The organism is Microbispora sitophila, assembly GCF_014892245.1.
Classification (GTDB): domain Bacteria; phylum Actinomycetota; class Actinomycetes; order Streptosporangiales; family Streptosporangiaceae; genus Microbispora; species Microbispora siamensis.
In genome coordinates, this window is record NZ_JADBGC010000012.1 from 233,811 (window position 1) to 247,118 (window position 13,308).

The 13,308-nt window shown below is 69.9% G+C and carries 12 protein-coding genes; 7 read left to right on the plus strand and 5 right to left on the minus strand.

All coding sequences use genetic code 11. The annotated features are described in order from the left end of the window. Window positions 1-67: 67 nt before the first annotated feature. Window positions 68-412 carry a carboxymuconolactone decarboxylase family protein gene (locus tag IL992_RS23265; RefSeq protein ID WP_193205479.1) on the minus strand — a complete coding sequence of 115 codons (345 nt, stop codon included), beginning with the start codon at window positions 410-412 and terminating at the stop codon, window positions 68-70. 633 nt (window positions 413-1,045) lie between these two features. On the opposite strand from IL992_RS23265, the gene IL992_RS23275 reads away from it, so the two are divergent. Continuing rightward, complete coding sequence (locus tag IL992_RS23275) at window positions 1,046-1,453, plus strand: YciI family protein (protein WP_193205480.1); 408 nt, start codon at window positions 1,046-1,048, stop codon at window positions 1,451-1,453. Further along, the gene (locus IL992_RS23280) at window positions 1,450-2,595 is read left to right on the plus strand and encodes an RNA polymerase sigma factor (RefSeq protein WP_193205481.1); all 1,146 of its coding nucleotides are present in this window, start codon (window positions 1,450-1,452) and stop codon (window positions 2,593-2,595) included. The genes IL992_RS23275 and IL992_RS23280 overlap by 4 nt, the downstream gene beginning before the upstream one ends. A gap of 588 nt (window positions 2,596-3,183) precedes the next feature. Here IL992_RS23280 and IL992_RS23290 read toward each other — a convergent pair. Genes IL992_RS23290 through IL992_RS23300 form a run of 3 tightly spaced genes read right to left on the minus strand, consistent with a single transcriptional unit; the run spans window position 3,184 to window position 5,931 of the window. Further along, window positions 3,184-4,161: an ABC transporter substrate-binding protein gene (locus tag IL992_RS23290; protein ID WP_193205482.1), complete on the minus strand. Its 978-nt coding sequence runs from the start codon at window positions 4,159-4,161 to the stop codon at window positions 3,184-3,186. 40 nt (window positions 4,162-4,201) lie between these two features. Continuing rightward, entirely contained in the window at window positions 4,202-4,966 is a 765-nt protein-coding gene (locus tag IL992_RS23295) for an amino acid ABC transporter ATP-binding protein (RefSeq protein ID WP_319018759.1), read from the minus strand. Next, on the minus strand, window positions 4,963-5,931 hold the full coding sequence (locus tag IL992_RS23300) for an amino acid ABC transporter permease (RefSeq protein WP_193205483.1): 969 nt from the start codon (window positions 5,929-5,931) through the stop codon (window positions 4,963-4,965). The genes IL992_RS23295 and IL992_RS23300 overlap by 4 nt, the downstream gene beginning before the upstream one ends. Before the next feature lie 313 nt (window positions 5,932-6,244). On the opposite strand from IL992_RS23300, the gene IL992_RS23305 reads away from it, so the two are divergent. The 3 genes from IL992_RS23305 to IL992_RS23315 all read left to right on the plus strand — a co-directional run bounded on the left by IL992_RS23305 (window position 6,245) and on the right by IL992_RS23315 (window position 9,591). Next, window positions 6,245-6,943 carry a GNAT family N-acetyltransferase gene (locus IL992_RS23305; RefSeq protein ID WP_319018760.1) on the plus strand — a complete coding sequence of 233 codons (699 nt, stop codon included), beginning with the start codon at window positions 6,245-6,247 and terminating at the stop codon, window positions 6,941-6,943. A gap of 102 nt (window positions 6,944-7,045) precedes the next feature. Further along, window positions 7,046-8,398, plus strand: coding sequence for an NtaA/DmoA family FMN-dependent monooxygenase (locus IL992_RS23310; RefSeq protein ID WP_319018761.1), 1,353 nt, complete (start codon window positions 7,046-7,048; stop codon window positions 8,396-8,398). Beyond that, complete coding sequence (locus IL992_RS23315) at window positions 8,395-9,591, plus strand: LLM class flavin-dependent oxidoreductase (protein WP_193205485.1); 1,197 nt, start codon at window positions 8,395-8,397, stop codon at window positions 9,589-9,591. Before IL992_RS23310 ends, IL992_RS23315 begins: the two co-directional genes overlap by 4 nt. A gap of 202 nt (window positions 9,592-9,793) precedes the next feature. On the opposite strand, the gene IL992_RS23320 is transcribed toward IL992_RS23315, so the two are convergent. After that, on the minus strand, window positions 9,794-10,762 hold the full coding sequence (locus tag IL992_RS23320; RefSeq protein WP_193205486.1) for a helix-turn-helix domain-containing protein: 969 nt from the start codon (window positions 10,760-10,762) through the stop codon (window positions 9,794-9,796). 433 nt (window positions 10,763-11,195) lie between these two features. Here IL992_RS23320 and IL992_RS23325 point away from each other — a divergent pair, with 433 nt between their 5' ends. Both IL992_RS23325 and IL992_RS23330 read left to right on the plus strand, forming a co-directional pair. Beyond that, window positions 11,196-11,654 (plus strand): nuclear transport factor 2 family protein, encoded by a 459-nt coding sequence (locus IL992_RS23325; protein ID WP_193205487.1) that lies wholly within the window; start codon window positions 11,196-11,198, stop codon window positions 11,652-11,654. A gap of 78 nt (window positions 11,655-11,732) precedes the next feature. Further along, window positions 11,733-12,968 (plus strand): epoxide hydrolase family protein, encoded by a 1,236-nt coding sequence (locus tag IL992_RS23330; RefSeq protein WP_319018762.1) that lies wholly within the window; start codon window positions 11,733-11,735, stop codon window positions 12,966-12,968. Window positions 12,969-13,308 lie beyond the last annotated feature (340 nt).

Sequence of the window (13,308 nt, forward strand, 5' to 3'; positions counted from 1 at the left end):
TCAGGGACACCTCAGCACCTTGACGGCGGGCCGCTCGTCCATCGCGCGATAAGCGGGACCGCTGCCGTCAGGCAGTCCCTGTTTGCTCGACGATGGTCTTCAGCCGGGTGACCGCGCTCATGGCGGTGGGCCAGCCGGCGTAGAAGGCCAGGTGAGTGAGGGCCTCCACCAACTCCTCCTTGCTGAGCCCGTTCTCCAGCGCCTTGCGCAGGTGGAAGTCCAACTGCTCGGTGCGGTACAACGCGGCCAGGGCGGTGACGGTGACCAGGCTGCGGTCGCGTGCCGACAGCTCTGGCCGCCCCCACACATCCCCGAACAGCACCTCGTCGGTCAGCTCGGCCAGCTTCGGTGCGAAGTCGCCGAGCCCGCTCCGGCCGCCTGCGGGCTGCGGGCTCGCCGTGTTCTGCGTCATCTTCTCTGCCTTTCGATCGGTACGTGGTGAGGCTCGGGGAGGCGTCGGGCGGCGAGCACATCCCCGGTTCACCCAGCCAACCGCTGCCGAGACCGGCCGAACAGGTCTTGCTGTTCCGTGTATTGGCAGAACACCCCACGGCATCCAAATCGGGCCTACCCTGGGACGATATGGACAACCGCAGCGAGATCCCGAGTTTTGATCTCGTGGCGCGCCAGGCTCACTCCCCCAGCAGGCGGGGCTGTCCGCGTACGGCGGCAACCGGCGCGTGCCGGGGCTGCGCCGGGAAGAGGTCGCCATGCTCGCCGGCGTCAGCGCCGAGTACTACGCACGGCTGGAACGCGGCAACCTGGGCGGCGTCTCCGAAAGCGTCTTGGAGTCCTCGCCCGCGCAGTGAAGCTGGACGAGGCCGAACGCGCCCACCTGTTCGACCTGGCCCGTGCCGCCAACGCCGGCCCTCAAAGTGGATGGCGGCGGGTGACAGGAGGGGCCGGTACGGTGCCCGCAGGGGCGGTGACGACCAGAAGTAAGTTCTAGAGGTCAGCACGCTTCCGAGTGTCGAGAATGTGGTGCCGGCTCCGTCCCAGGGACACGATCGGCCACGACGGGCCGCGCGAAAGAAGGAGCATCACCATGAAGTACCTGCTGCTGAAGCACTACCGAGGTGGCCCGGCCCCTGCCGTCGACTACGGGTCGATGGACCAGTGGACGCCGGAGGAAGTCGACGCGCACGTGCAGTACATGCGCGACTTCGCGGCCCGCCTGGAGGAGACGGGTGAGTTCGTCGACGGCCAGGCGCTGTCACCCGAGGGCACGTTCGTGCGGTACGACGGCGAGGGACGCCCACCGGTGACCGATGGCCCGTTCGCCGAGACCAAGGACCTCATCGCCGGCTGGATGATCATCGACGTGGAGTCCTGGGATCGCGCGGTCCAGCTGGCCGGGGAGCTGTCGGCCGCTCCCGGGCCCCGCGGCGAGCCGATCCACGAGTGGCTCGAGGTCCGGCCGTTCCTCACCGAGCCGCCCACGGTGACCGAGTGAACGAGTCGCTGCTGCGGGAGCTGGTTCCCGCGGTGATCGGTGTCCTCGTCCGGCGCGGAGCCGACTTCGCGTCGGCCGAGGACGCCGTGCAGGAGGCCCTGATCCGGGCGCTGGAGAACTGGCCGGACGATCCACCGCGCGATCCGAAGGCGTGGCTCGTCGCGGTCGCGTGGCGCAGGTTCCTCGACGCCGCCCGCGCGGAGGCGTCGCGGCGGGGGCGGGAGCTGGCCGTGGAGGTCGAGCCTCCCGCCGGTCCTGCGCCCGCCACCGACGACACCCTGCGGCTCTACTTCCTGTGCGCGCACCCCACCCTGCCGCAGGGCTCGGCCGTCGCCCTGACGCTGCGCGCGGTCGGCGGCCTGACCACGCGGCAGATCGCGTCGGCATACCTCGTCCCCGAGGCGACCATGGCGCAGCGGATCAGCCGGGCCAAGCGGCGGATCGCGGGGCTGCCGCTCGACCAGCCCGGCGATCTCGGGACGGTGCTACGGGTGCTCTACCTCGTCTTCAACGAGGGGTACGGCGGAAACGTCGACCTGGCGGCCGAGGCGATCCGCCTGACCCGCCAGCTCGTCGCCTTGACCGACGAACCCGAGGTCGCCGGGCTGCTCGCGCTCATGCTGCTGCACCATGCGCGCCGCGCGTCTCGCACCGGCCCGGGAGGCCGCCTGGTGCCGCTCTCCGAGCAGGACCGATCGCGCTGGGACACCGGTCTGATCAGTGAGGGGGTGGCGATTCTGCAGGCCGCGCTGTCCCGCGACCGGCTGGGCGAATACCAGGCGCAGGCCGCGATCGCCGCCCTGCACGCGGACGCCCGGAGCGCCTCCGAGACGGACTGGGTGCAGATCGTGGAATGGTACGACGAACTGCTGCTCCTCACCGGCAGCCCGGTGGTGCGGCTCAACCGCGCGGTGGCGGTCGGAGAGGCCGACGGACCGCAGGCCGGCCTGGCGGCCCTGGCCGACGTGAGCCGAGACCTGCCTCGCTACGCGGCGGTGACGGCATACCTGCACGAACGCGCCGGTGACCTCGAGCAGGCCGCCGAGCTGTATGCCGAGGCCTCCCGCGCCGCTACCAGCGTGCAGGAGCGCGACCACCTCACTCGGGAGGCCGCACGGGTCCGGCAACTGCTGCGGCCGTGAGCGCGGCGGGCAGGACCCGATCAGGCCCAGCAGGCGGCAGTCACACCGCCGCGTCGCCTCGAACGCGTAGGTCAGGGCGGCCTGCGCCTCTTCGGGACCCGTCCCCACCAGTCGTAGGGCTCGGCCCCGGCCACCGACCCTGAAAGCCCGATCTGACGGACTTGGACCGAAAGTCCCACGATCACGGGACTTCGAGACGACCGGCGCGTGCCGTGCGGCTCCTGCGGCACGGCCGGTGATCGCGGTTTCCTTGAGATGTCGAAAGAGAAAAGACGTTGAAAGGGGCCGGCAATGGCCATCACCGAAGGGCGCAACCAGAGGCACCGCCTCCACGCCGCCGCTCCCACCGCGGTCACCGTCCCCGCCCCCCGCGTGCACGGCGAGACGATCCCCACCCGCCTGCCTGGTCATGCTCGGCCGGACAGGACGCGGTCGACCAGAAGACGCCTGCCGTGAACGGTCAGCCGGGCATTACGGTGGGACACGAAGACCTCCGTGCGTGGTGTGGAGCCTAGACACCTCCACCACACCGGAGGTCTTCCTCTTGATCAAGCGAAACTGTCAACAACGCTCGTGGTCAATACAGGCCTACTGCTCGCGGGGCAGGCCGGGCGGGTTGACCAGGGATTCGGGGACGGCTTCGTTGGACAGGCCCCAGCGGGCGAGGACCTTGGCGTAGGTGCCGTCCTTGATGAGGGCGTTGAGAGCGTCGGCGATCGGCTTGGCCAGGCCGTTGCCCTTCTGCGTCATCGCGGCGATGAGCCCCTGGAGCGTGGGCCCGGCGCCGGAGTAGGTGCCGACGATCTTCGTGTCGCCGCTCACCGCGGCGTGGTAGGCCGAGGTGGGGTTGGGCGCGAAGTACGCCTGGATCCGGCCGGACTTGAGCGCCAGGTAGGTGTCGGCCGCCTGCTTGTAGTACTGGATCTGAGCGGGCTTCAGCCCGGCGGCGCGGTTCTGCTTGTCCCAGCCCAGCAGGATCTTCTCCTGGTTGGTGCCGGAGCCCACCGCCACGCTGAGGCCGGCGACGTCGGCCGGCTTGGCGATCGACGTGATCCTGCTGTCCTTCGGCACCTCCCAGGCCAGCTGGTCCAGCCGGTAGGTGGCGAAGTCGTAGATGTCCTTGCGCTCCTCGGTGACGGTGATGTTGGAGAAGCCGGCCGCGTACTTGCCGGACCGCACCGCGAGGAACAGGTTCTCCCACGACGTGGCCTCGATCCGTAACTTCAGGCCGAGCACGTCGGCGACGAGGGAGGCGATGTCCTCCTCCACCCCGATCGGGGTGACGTTGTCGTCGGCGACGAACGACAGCGGCGGCTCGAACGTGGAGGTGCCGATCAGGAACTCCCCCTTGGCCCGGATCGCGGCGGGTACCTCGGCGGCGATCGCCTCTACCTTCTCGGCCCGGATCCGGTTCTGCTCCGGACTCGTGTTGATCTTCAGTACGCCGGGCGGGACTGCGGCAGCGGCGGCGCCGCCGGCCACGCCGTCGTCGTCGGGAACCGTGCCGCAGGCGGCGAGCAGCAGCAGAGCGGACACGCCGAGCACGGATAACCGGGATGGTGACATGGATCGTCCTTCAGGAGTCGGAGCATCTTGCTGAGGGGGTTCAGAGAACCTTGCTGAGGAAGGCGCGCGTACGGTCGTGCCTCGGCCGGTCGAGCACCTGCCGGGGCGGGCCCTGCTCGATGATCTGACCGGCGTCCATGAAGACCACGGTGTCGGCGACCTCGCGGGCGAAGCCGATCTCGTGGGTCACGACGATCATGGTGGTGCCGCTGCGGGCGAGCGCCTTCATCACTTCCAGCACCTCGCCCACCAGCTCGGGGTCGAGTGCCGAGGTGGGCTCGTCGAACAGCACGACCTTGGGCCGCAGGGCCAGGGCCCGGGCGATAGCGACGCGTTGCTGCTGCCCTCCGGACAGCTGCCGCGGGTAGGCGCCGGCCTTGTCGGACAGGCCCACCTGCTCAAGCAGTTCGGTCGCCAGCGCCTCGACCTGGTCGCGGGGGCGGCCCTGGGCCGAGATCGGGGCCTCGGTCACGTTCTCCCGGACGGTGAGATGGGGGAACAGGTGGAAGTTCTGGAAGACGAAGCCGATCTGGGTGCGCCTGCGCAGGATGTCGCGTTCCCGCAGCTCGTACAGCCGGTCTCCGGACCGCCGGTAGCCGACGAACTCGCCGTCGATGGCGACGTACCCGCGGTCGATCTTCTCCAGGTGGTTGATGCTGCGCAGCAGCGTCGACTTGCCCGACCCGGACGGACCGATGATCACCGTCACCTCGCCGGGCTGGACCTGCAGGTCCACCCCGCGCAGGACCTCCAGCGGGCCGTAGCTCTTGTGCACGCCGCGGACGTCGACCATGGGTGCGCTCATCGCCGCCCGTCTCCGTTCCCGGCCGGGCGCTGCCGCCGGGCGGCCCGCCGTACGCTGAGGATCCGGCGCACGCGCTGCACCGGCGTGGGTGGCAGGGCCCGCGCGAGGCCCCGGCCGAACCTGCGTTCCACGTGGTACTGCACGGCCGACAGCACCGTGGTGAGGACGAGATACCAGATCGCGGCCACCAGCAGCATCGCGATCACCCGGCCGTTGCGGTTGTAGATCACCTGCACCTGGTAGAACAGCTCGGGCAGCGCCATGATGTAGACGACCGAGGTGCCCTTGACCAGGCCGATGATCTCGTTGCCCGCTGCCGGGACGATCGACCGCATGGCCTGCGGAAGCTGGATCCGGAAGATCTGCCTGGCCCTCGGGATGCCGAGCGCGGCGGCCGCCTCCAGCTGGCCCGGGTCCACCGACAGGAAGCCCCCGCGCACGATCTCCGCGGCGTACGCCGCCTGGTGCAGCGCCAGGCCGAGCGCGGCGGCCGTCACCGGTCCGATCAGGTCCATCGAGCCGACGGAGAAGAGCGCGGGCCCGAACGGCACCCCGAACGAGATCTGCTTGTACAGGGCGGCGAGGTTGTACCAGAACAGCAGTTGCAGGATGAGCGGCACCGAGCGGAACAGCCACACGTAGCCCCAGGCCGCCGACACGAGCAGCGGGACGCGCGACAGCCGCATCAACGCGAGCACGGTCCCCAACAGGAAGCCGAGCACGATGCCGAGCGCGGTCAGCTCCACGGTGAACAGCACCGCGTGCAGCACCGAGGGATGGAACAGGTACGCGCCGACCACCGGCCAGTCCCAGGCCGGATTGGTGACCAGCGCGTTGACCGCCATCGCCAGCAGCACGGCCACCACGGCGCCGGCGATCCAGCGTCCCGGGTGACGTGCCTTGATCACGGTCAGCGAGCCGGCGGACTCCGCCGCCGCCTCCTCCAGCACGGCGGGCGCGGTCATCGTGCCTCCGTGGCGTCGGGTAAGTGGACGTGGTTGAGCGCGAAGGGCTCGACAGTCATGGATCAACCCTCCCGGCGACCGCGCTGATCGCGGGCGTCCGACATGCCTCTATCTTCAGCACAGGCATAGAATACCGTCAAGACCTACTTGTTTAGTAGGTAATTGCCTAGGATGCGTCCACAGGAGCACGAGTGACAGGAGGTCCGATGCCGAAGGCATGCGCATTCCCCCCTTACGGCGGCACGCGATCAGACGGCCATGGAGGTGGACGCGTGAGCACCGGCCACGGCGACGCGTCCCGGGGAGGGCCACGGTGAGCGACCGGCACCTTCTGGACAATCCCGCATGGGCGTCGCTGACCGGCCCGCACGCGCACTTCGCCGAACGGTACGGCAACGCGGCGCGCTACCCGGATGACGTCTCCCCGTTCTTCGCGTTGCCCAACGAGCCCGGCCCCGCGGACTGGAGCGACCTCGCCGCGCTCGCGGGGCCCGGCGCGACGGTCCCGGTCACCGGCGCCGCCGCCGCGGTGCCGGACGGGTGGGAGGTGGTCTCGAACGGCGCGGGCGTGCAACTGGTCGGCGACGACGTGGTCCCGGCACCCGACGACGAGGCGGTCCGCCTGCAGGCGGCGGACGTGCCGGAGATGCTGGACCTCGTCGCGCGCACACAGCCGGGCCCGTTCCGGCCGCGCACCATCGAGATGGGCACCTACCTGGGCATCCGCCGCGGCGGCGCGCTGGTCGCGATGGCCGGGGAGCGGCTGCACCCGCCCGGCTGGACGGAGATCAGCGCGGTGTGCACCGATCCGGCCTTCCGCCGCCAGGGCCTTGCGTCACGGCTGGTGCTGGCCGTCGCCGCCGGCATCCGCGCCCGCGGCGAGACCCCGTTCCTGCACGCCGCCGCGAGCAACACCACGGCGATCCGGGTGTACGAGGCGCTCGGCTTCCGTCTCCGCCGGCGGACGGCGTTCGTCGTCGCCCGCGTGCCCGCCGACGTGCCGGTCGGATGAGCGCAAGTCCGGCTGATTGACGACAAAACCCTATATACCTACTTTGTTAGTAGGTTTATCCCCCCCGTCGCGCAAACCGGGCCGAGACATCAGGAGTCCCCCGTGACCAAGCAGATCCATCTCGCCGCACACTTCCCCGGCGTGAACAACACCACGGTCTGGTCCGACCCCGCATCGGGCAGTCAGATCGACTTCGACTCGTTCCGCCACCTCGCCCAGACGGCCGAACGCGGGAAGTTCGACTTCTTCTTCCTGGCCGAAGGACTGCGGCTGCGCGAGGCGAAGGGCCGTATCCACGACCTGGACGTCGTGGGACGCCCGGAGTCGCTCACGGTCCTTTCCGCCCTGGCCGCCGTCACCACCCACCTGGGGCTCGCCGCGACGGTCAACTCCACCTTCAACGAACCGTACGAGGTGGCGCGGCGGCTGGCCACGCTCGACCACCTGAGCGGCGGCCGGGCCGCGTGGAACGTGGTGACCAGTTTCGACGCCTTCACAGGGGAGAACTTCCGCCGGGGCGGCTTCCTGGCCGAGGCCGACCGGTATACGCGGGCGAAGGAGTTCCTGCAGACCGCCAGGGAGCTGTGGGACTCGTGGGCATCGGACGCGGTGGCCGCGGACCCGGAGTCGGGGCGGTTCCTGAGGCCCGGCGGCGTCGCCCCCTTCCGCCACCAGGGCAGGCACTTCGACATCTCGGGGCTGTTCAACGTGCCGCGCGGCCCGCAGGGCCACCCGGTGATCATCCAGGCCGGCGACTCCGACGAGGGCCGCGAGTTCGCGGCGTCGTCGGCTGACGTGATCTTCAGCAGGCACAGCAAGCTGGAGGAGGGCCGCGCCTTCTACCGTGACGTCAAGCGCAGGCTCGCCGCCTACGGACGGCGGCCGGAGGAGCTGAAGATCCTTCCCGCCGTGACGTACGTGCTCGGCGACACCGAGGCCGAGGCCGCCGAACGGGCCGCCGAGATCCGCCGCGCGCAGGTCAGCCCGCAGACGGCGATCTACTTCCTGGAGGCCGTGTGGGGCCGCGACCTGTCGGGATACGACCCGGACGGCCCGCTGCCCGACGTCGAGCCGAACCTGGACGAAGGCGTGTCCAAGGGCCACGCGGCGTTCCGCCGCGACCGCGGCGAGCTGGTGGCCAAGTGGCGCGCCCTCGCCGAGGAGAAGAACCTGTCGATCCGCGAGCTCGCCATCGAGGTCTCCGCGCCGCAGACCTTCATCGGCACGCCGCGGTCGGTCGCCGACGAGATCGACCACTTCGTGCAGACCGACGCGGCCGACGGCTTCATCTTCGTACCCCACCTGACTCCCGGCGGGCTGGACGACCTGGTCGACAAGGTCGTCCCCCTGTTGCAGGAGAAGGGCGTTTTCCGGGCCGACTACACCGGGCCCACTCTCCGCGACCACCTCGGCCTCGCTCCCCGCACTCCGAACCGCATCGAGGAGACCTCATGACCCTGCATCTCGCCGTCGCGCTGGACGGGGCGGGCTGGCACCCGGCCGCATGGCGGGCCGAAGGCGCGCGGCCGGACCGGCTGTTCACCCCCGGCTACTGGGCCGAACTCGTCACGGAGGCGGAGCGCGGCCTGCTCGACTTCGTCACCTTCGAAGACGCGCTCGGCCTCCAGTCCTCCCACCTCAACGAGCCCGACGGGCGCCTCGACCAGGTGCGCGGGCGGCTCGACGCGGTGCTGATCGCGTCGCGCGTGGCCCCGCTGACCTCGCGGATCGGCCTCGTGCCGACCGCCGGCACGACCCACACCGAGCCGTTCCACGTCGCGATCGGCATCGCCTCGCTCGACCACATCAGCCACGGCAGGGCCGGCTGGCGGCCCCAGATCTCCGGCCGCCCCGACCACGTCGCGCACTTCGGCCGCCGTTCCCCGTTCCCGCCGCAGGACTACTCCCGCGACCGCGATCCCGTCTTCGGCAAGCACGTGCTGGACCTGTTCGCCGAGGCCGCCGACGCGGTCGAGGTGGTCCGCCGCCTGTGGGACAGCTGGGAGGACGACGCCGAGATCCGCGACGTCGCGACGGGTCGCTTCATCGACCGCGACAAGCTCCACTACATCGACTTCCACGGCGAGTGGTTCAGCGTGAAGGGCCCGTCGATCACGCCGCGCTCCCCGCAGGGCCAGCCGCTGGTCACCTCCCTGGCCCACGACACGCTGCCGTACGAGTTCGCGGCCCGGTCCTCCGACGTCGTGTACGTCACGCCACGCGACCGGGAGGACGCCGCCGCGATCGTCGGGAGCGTCCGGGCGGCGGAGGCGGCCGTCGGACGCACCGAGCCGCCGTTGCGGATCTTCGCGGATCTGGTGGTCTTCCTCGACGCCCACGACGCGGGCGGCCGCAAGGCCCGGCTGGACGACCTCGACGGCGCCGAGCTCGAGTCGGACGCCCACGTCTTCACCGGCACCCCCGAGGAGCTCGCCGGGCTGCTGCTGGAGTGGCGGGAGGCGGGTCTGGAGGGATTCCGCCTCCGGCCGGGCGTGCTGCCCCACGACCTGGCGGCGATCACTCGTGGCCTGGTGCCCGCGCTGCAGAGCGCGGGCGCGTTCCGGACGGCGTACGACACGGTGAACCTGCGCGGGCGGCTCGGGCTGGCCCGCCCCGCGAGCCGCTACGCGGCCTTAGACCTAGCCTAGTGGCCACGTAGACACCCCGAGTCGACTGATCTGCGGCAGATGGCGTGGGCAATCGGCTCATAGGTCCGTGATCATGAAGACGGGACCCGTGGCATCGCGCGCACCTGGCCGGCCTCCAGAACGATCCCCCGGGTTCCCTCGGCGCGCCATGAGCATGCTGGACGTGCGGCGGCCGAGTGCGCCGTTGCCGCCGATACGCCGGTCACGCCGACGAAGTGACTTCGTCCGTCCTGCTCAGGGCGTCGCGTAGCGCTGCCCGCGTCGTGATCCCCAGCTTGGGAAAGATGCGGTACAGATGCGAGCTGACGGTCCGCGGCGACAGGTGCATCCGCCTGCCGATCTCCTTATTCGTCAGCCCGCCTGCGGCCAGGTCGGCGATCCGGCGTTCCTGCCAAGTCAGCGAGGGCAGGCTCAGCGTGGAGACATGCGACGCTGCCCTGGTGACCTGGAACTCGGCCCGTGCGCGCTCAGCCCAGCCGGCAACGTGGGCGAGCAGCTCCAGCAGCGCCAGCGGGTTACCCTGAGCCTGGTCCAGCACCACCTGCCGGGCGTGCTTGCGTAGCGCCGGATGATGGTGATCCAGCAAGCGCGCCGCGTCATCGTCCGAGAGCGCGCCGACCGCCACCTCCGGCAGCGCCCCCATGTCGATGTGGGAGGCGACGTCGGCGCGGACGGCCACGAGCAGCTTCACCGGGCTGCCGGCGATCCGGCGGCTCACGAATCCGCAGACGTCGGCGCTCGGTTCGTCCAGCCACTGGCCGTCGTCGAGGACCAGCAACAGCGGCTGCTCTGCCGCTGCTCGGGTCACCAGGCCGAGCGTGGCGACGCCGAGCGCCATGACTGACGGCGGCGTACCTTCGTGCTGGGCGAAAGCCGCGTTGAAGACCGTCCGGCAGCCGTAGCCCGGAAGCACGGCGCCGGAGAGCAGCGGATGGAGAAGCTGATGCAGCCCGGCGTAGGGCAGCTCGGATTCCGCCTCCACCCCGGTGGCCCGGATGACGAGGTGGCCACTCTGGCGTGCGAGATCCGCCGTGTGGTCGAGCAGAGCGCTCTTGCCGACCCCGGCCTCGCCGCGCACGACGAGGGCCTGCCCCGTGGCGGCCTCCATGAAGGCGGACAGCCGCGCTTGCTCATCCTCCCGGCCGATCAACCTCGTCGTGGCTGAATCCACGCCCCTGCTCCTTTCACGCCATGGTTCCGCAGCCGATGCCGGTCAGCTTCGCCGTGTGAGGCACCTGGCAGGACCCGGGTGCGTCACTGGTTGACTCACTGGCGGTGAACTCGTCCCTGGCTGGGACGCGTGAGGCCCCTTCCTGGCAGGGGAGGAACCGCGGTTCGCGGGGTGGATGGCGGTGCTGGGCGAGTCCGCCCACACGCACGGCGGCGCTTCCAGGCAGTGGCGGGCATGGCGTTTCTGTCACGGGGGACGCACCAGGGACCAGGCCAGTGACTCACCCTGGTCCTCCCCGCGCCGGTTGCAGCGAGGGTTGTCGATGTCGGTCCAAGCGGTCGGCGTCGCAGTTTTGAGTCCAGAAACGCGGAGTATCCGCGGGGCGGGCCCGGCAGGGTGTGCGTCCACCTCATTGGCAAAGGGATGATCGATCATGGATGCTCTCGAGCGTCTGAGCATTGTTGAAGAGCTTCGCCGTCTGATGGGGCGCTACGTTCGGTACGCGGACCATCAACGCTGGCAGGATCTGGCGAACCTGTTCACACCGGACGGCACGTTCACTCCGCACAAGCCCGACGGATCGGTCTGGTTGCACATGGAAGGCCGGGAGGAGATCGCGGCCACGGTAGGCGCCAGCGGGGGCCCCGGCGTCACCCTGATCCACCACCTGTTCTCCGACGAGATCGACGTCGACTCGGCGACCGACGCTCATGGCGTCTGGGCGATGGAGGACATCGTCACCAGGCCCGAGGACGCCCCTGTATCCGAGGCCATCCCCTTCAGAGGCATGCACGGCTTCGGCCACTACCACGCACGCTTCGTCAAGACGGACGGCACCTGGTACATCGCCGAGCTCAAGCAGACCCGGCTGCGCCTGGACTTCACCACCTGACGCCACCTGCGGCCAACTCGTGCCTCCACCGGCGGCGGCACCCATCAGAGAACCTCACTACCTGAAAGAAGACTTGCCGTGAACAGCGTGAACAAGCCCGGTGCGGCGGAACCGTACAAGATCGACGTCCCTCAGGAGGCCCTGGACGACCTCAAGGATCGGCTGAAGAGGACCCGCTTCTTCGACGACCTGGACAACGAGGAGGAGTACTACGGAATCAGCACCGCCTACCTCAAGCCGCTCGTGGAGTACTGGGCGGACGGCTTCGACTGGCGGGCGCAGGAGCAGCGGCTGAACGCCTACGAGCAGTACAAGGTCGAAATCGACGGCACGCCCGTGCACTTCTATTACGTGCGTGGCAAGGGCCCGAACCCGGTCCCGCTGGCGGTGCACTCGGGCTGGCCGTGGTCCAGCGGGTTCAGCCTCCCGCTCATCGGCCCGCTGACGGATCCCGTCGCCCACGGCGGCGACCCGGCGGACTCCTTCGACGTCATCATCCCCGACCTGCCGGGCTTCGGCTGGTCCACCCCGGTCGGCAGGGGCGATCTGAACTACTGGAAGATCGCCGACATCATGCACAAGCTCATGACCGAGGTGCTCGGCTACGACAAGTACGCCGCGGCGGGCACCGACTACGGCGCGCTCGTCACCAGCGCGCTCGGCCACAAGTACGCCGACAGCATCATCGGCCTGCACTACGGCCAGGACCTGCCGCCCGGCATGTTCGCGAACGAGCGCTTCTGGGACCTGACCGACGGCGCCAAGATCCCCGAGGACGCCACACCGGAGCTGCGGGCGGGCCTGGAGAACTTCGTCAACACCTACGCCTCCCACGTCGCGGTGCACATGCTCGACGCCTCGACTCTCACCCACGGCCTGAACGACTCGCCGATCGGCATGCTCGCCTGGCTCCTGCGGCGGTGGAAGAAGTGGAGCGACAAGCGGGGCGACTTCGAGACGAACTTCCCCCGCGACTTCATCCTCACCGAGGCCACCACCTTCTGGGTGAACCAGGCCATCGGCTCCTCCATTCGCATGTACCGCAACGCGGTGCGCTACCCGTGGGTGCCCTCCCACGACCGCCGGCCTGTCGTCGAGGCGCCGGCCGGCTTCACCTTCCTCCTCGGCGACGCCTATCCGCCCGGCGTCAACACGGTCGAAGAGCGCATCGCCGCCTTCGAGAACGGCCCCACCCGTGATGCCTTCAACGTGATCAACGTCAACGCCCATATGAAGGGCGGCCACTTCGTCCACTACGAGAACCCCGAAGCCTTCACCGGCGACCTCCGGGAGACCTTCCGAAAGTTGCGCTGACCAGCAGGCCGGTGGGCCTCCAGTCCTGTGCGGAGTGCGATCCCGGGAGTCGGTCTCAAGGCGTCGGTCCCGGGAGGCGGTCTCGAAACGTGCATCGCAAAGGCCTCGGTCTCAAGGCGCGTCGCAAGGCGTCGACGGGACGCCGCCCCGGGGACACCGACCCCGGGGCGGCGCTTCCGGACCAGGAAACCCACCGCGACCCCGGGGTCCGTCCCGGCCCTCAGCCGCGCATCCACCATCAGAACCTCGGCGGGGGACCGTCGCCTTCAGGCGACGGGGGAATGCCGTCCCTGACTGGTTTTCTCTCCGGGGTCATCGAGGATGCCTTTCAGCGGTGAGG

What these genes read in the sequence shown, in the direction of transcription:
- IL992_RS23265 (WP_193205479.1), bottom strand. Translation starts at nt 412, where the DNA reads ATGACGCAGAACACGGCGAGCCCGCAGCCCGCAGGCGGCCGGAGCGGG.
- IL992_RS23275 (WP_193205480.1), top strand. Translation starts at nt 1,046, where the DNA reads ATGAAGTACCTGCTGCTGAAGCACTACCGAGGTGGCCCGGCCCCTGCC.
- IL992_RS23290 (WP_193205482.1), bottom strand. Translation starts at nt 4,161, where the DNA reads ATGTCACCATCCCGGTTATCCGTGCTCGGCGTGTCCGCTCTGCTGCTG.
- IL992_RS23295 (WP_319018759.1), bottom strand. Translation starts at nt 4,966, where the DNA reads ATGAGCGCACCCATGGTCGACGTCCGCGGCGTGCACAAGAGCTACGGC.
- IL992_RS23300 (WP_193205483.1), bottom strand. Translation starts at nt 5,931, where the DNA reads ATGACCGCGCCCGCCGTGCTGGAGGAGGCGGCGGCGGAGTCCGCCGGC.
- IL992_RS23315 (WP_193205485.1), top strand. Translation starts at nt 8,395, where the DNA reads ATGACCCTGCATCTCGCCGTCGCGCTGGACGGGGCGGGCTGGCACCCG.
- IL992_RS23325 (WP_193205487.1), top strand. Translation starts at nt 11,196, where the DNA reads ATGGATGCTCTCGAGCGTCTGAGCATTGTTGAAGAGCTTCGCCGTCTG.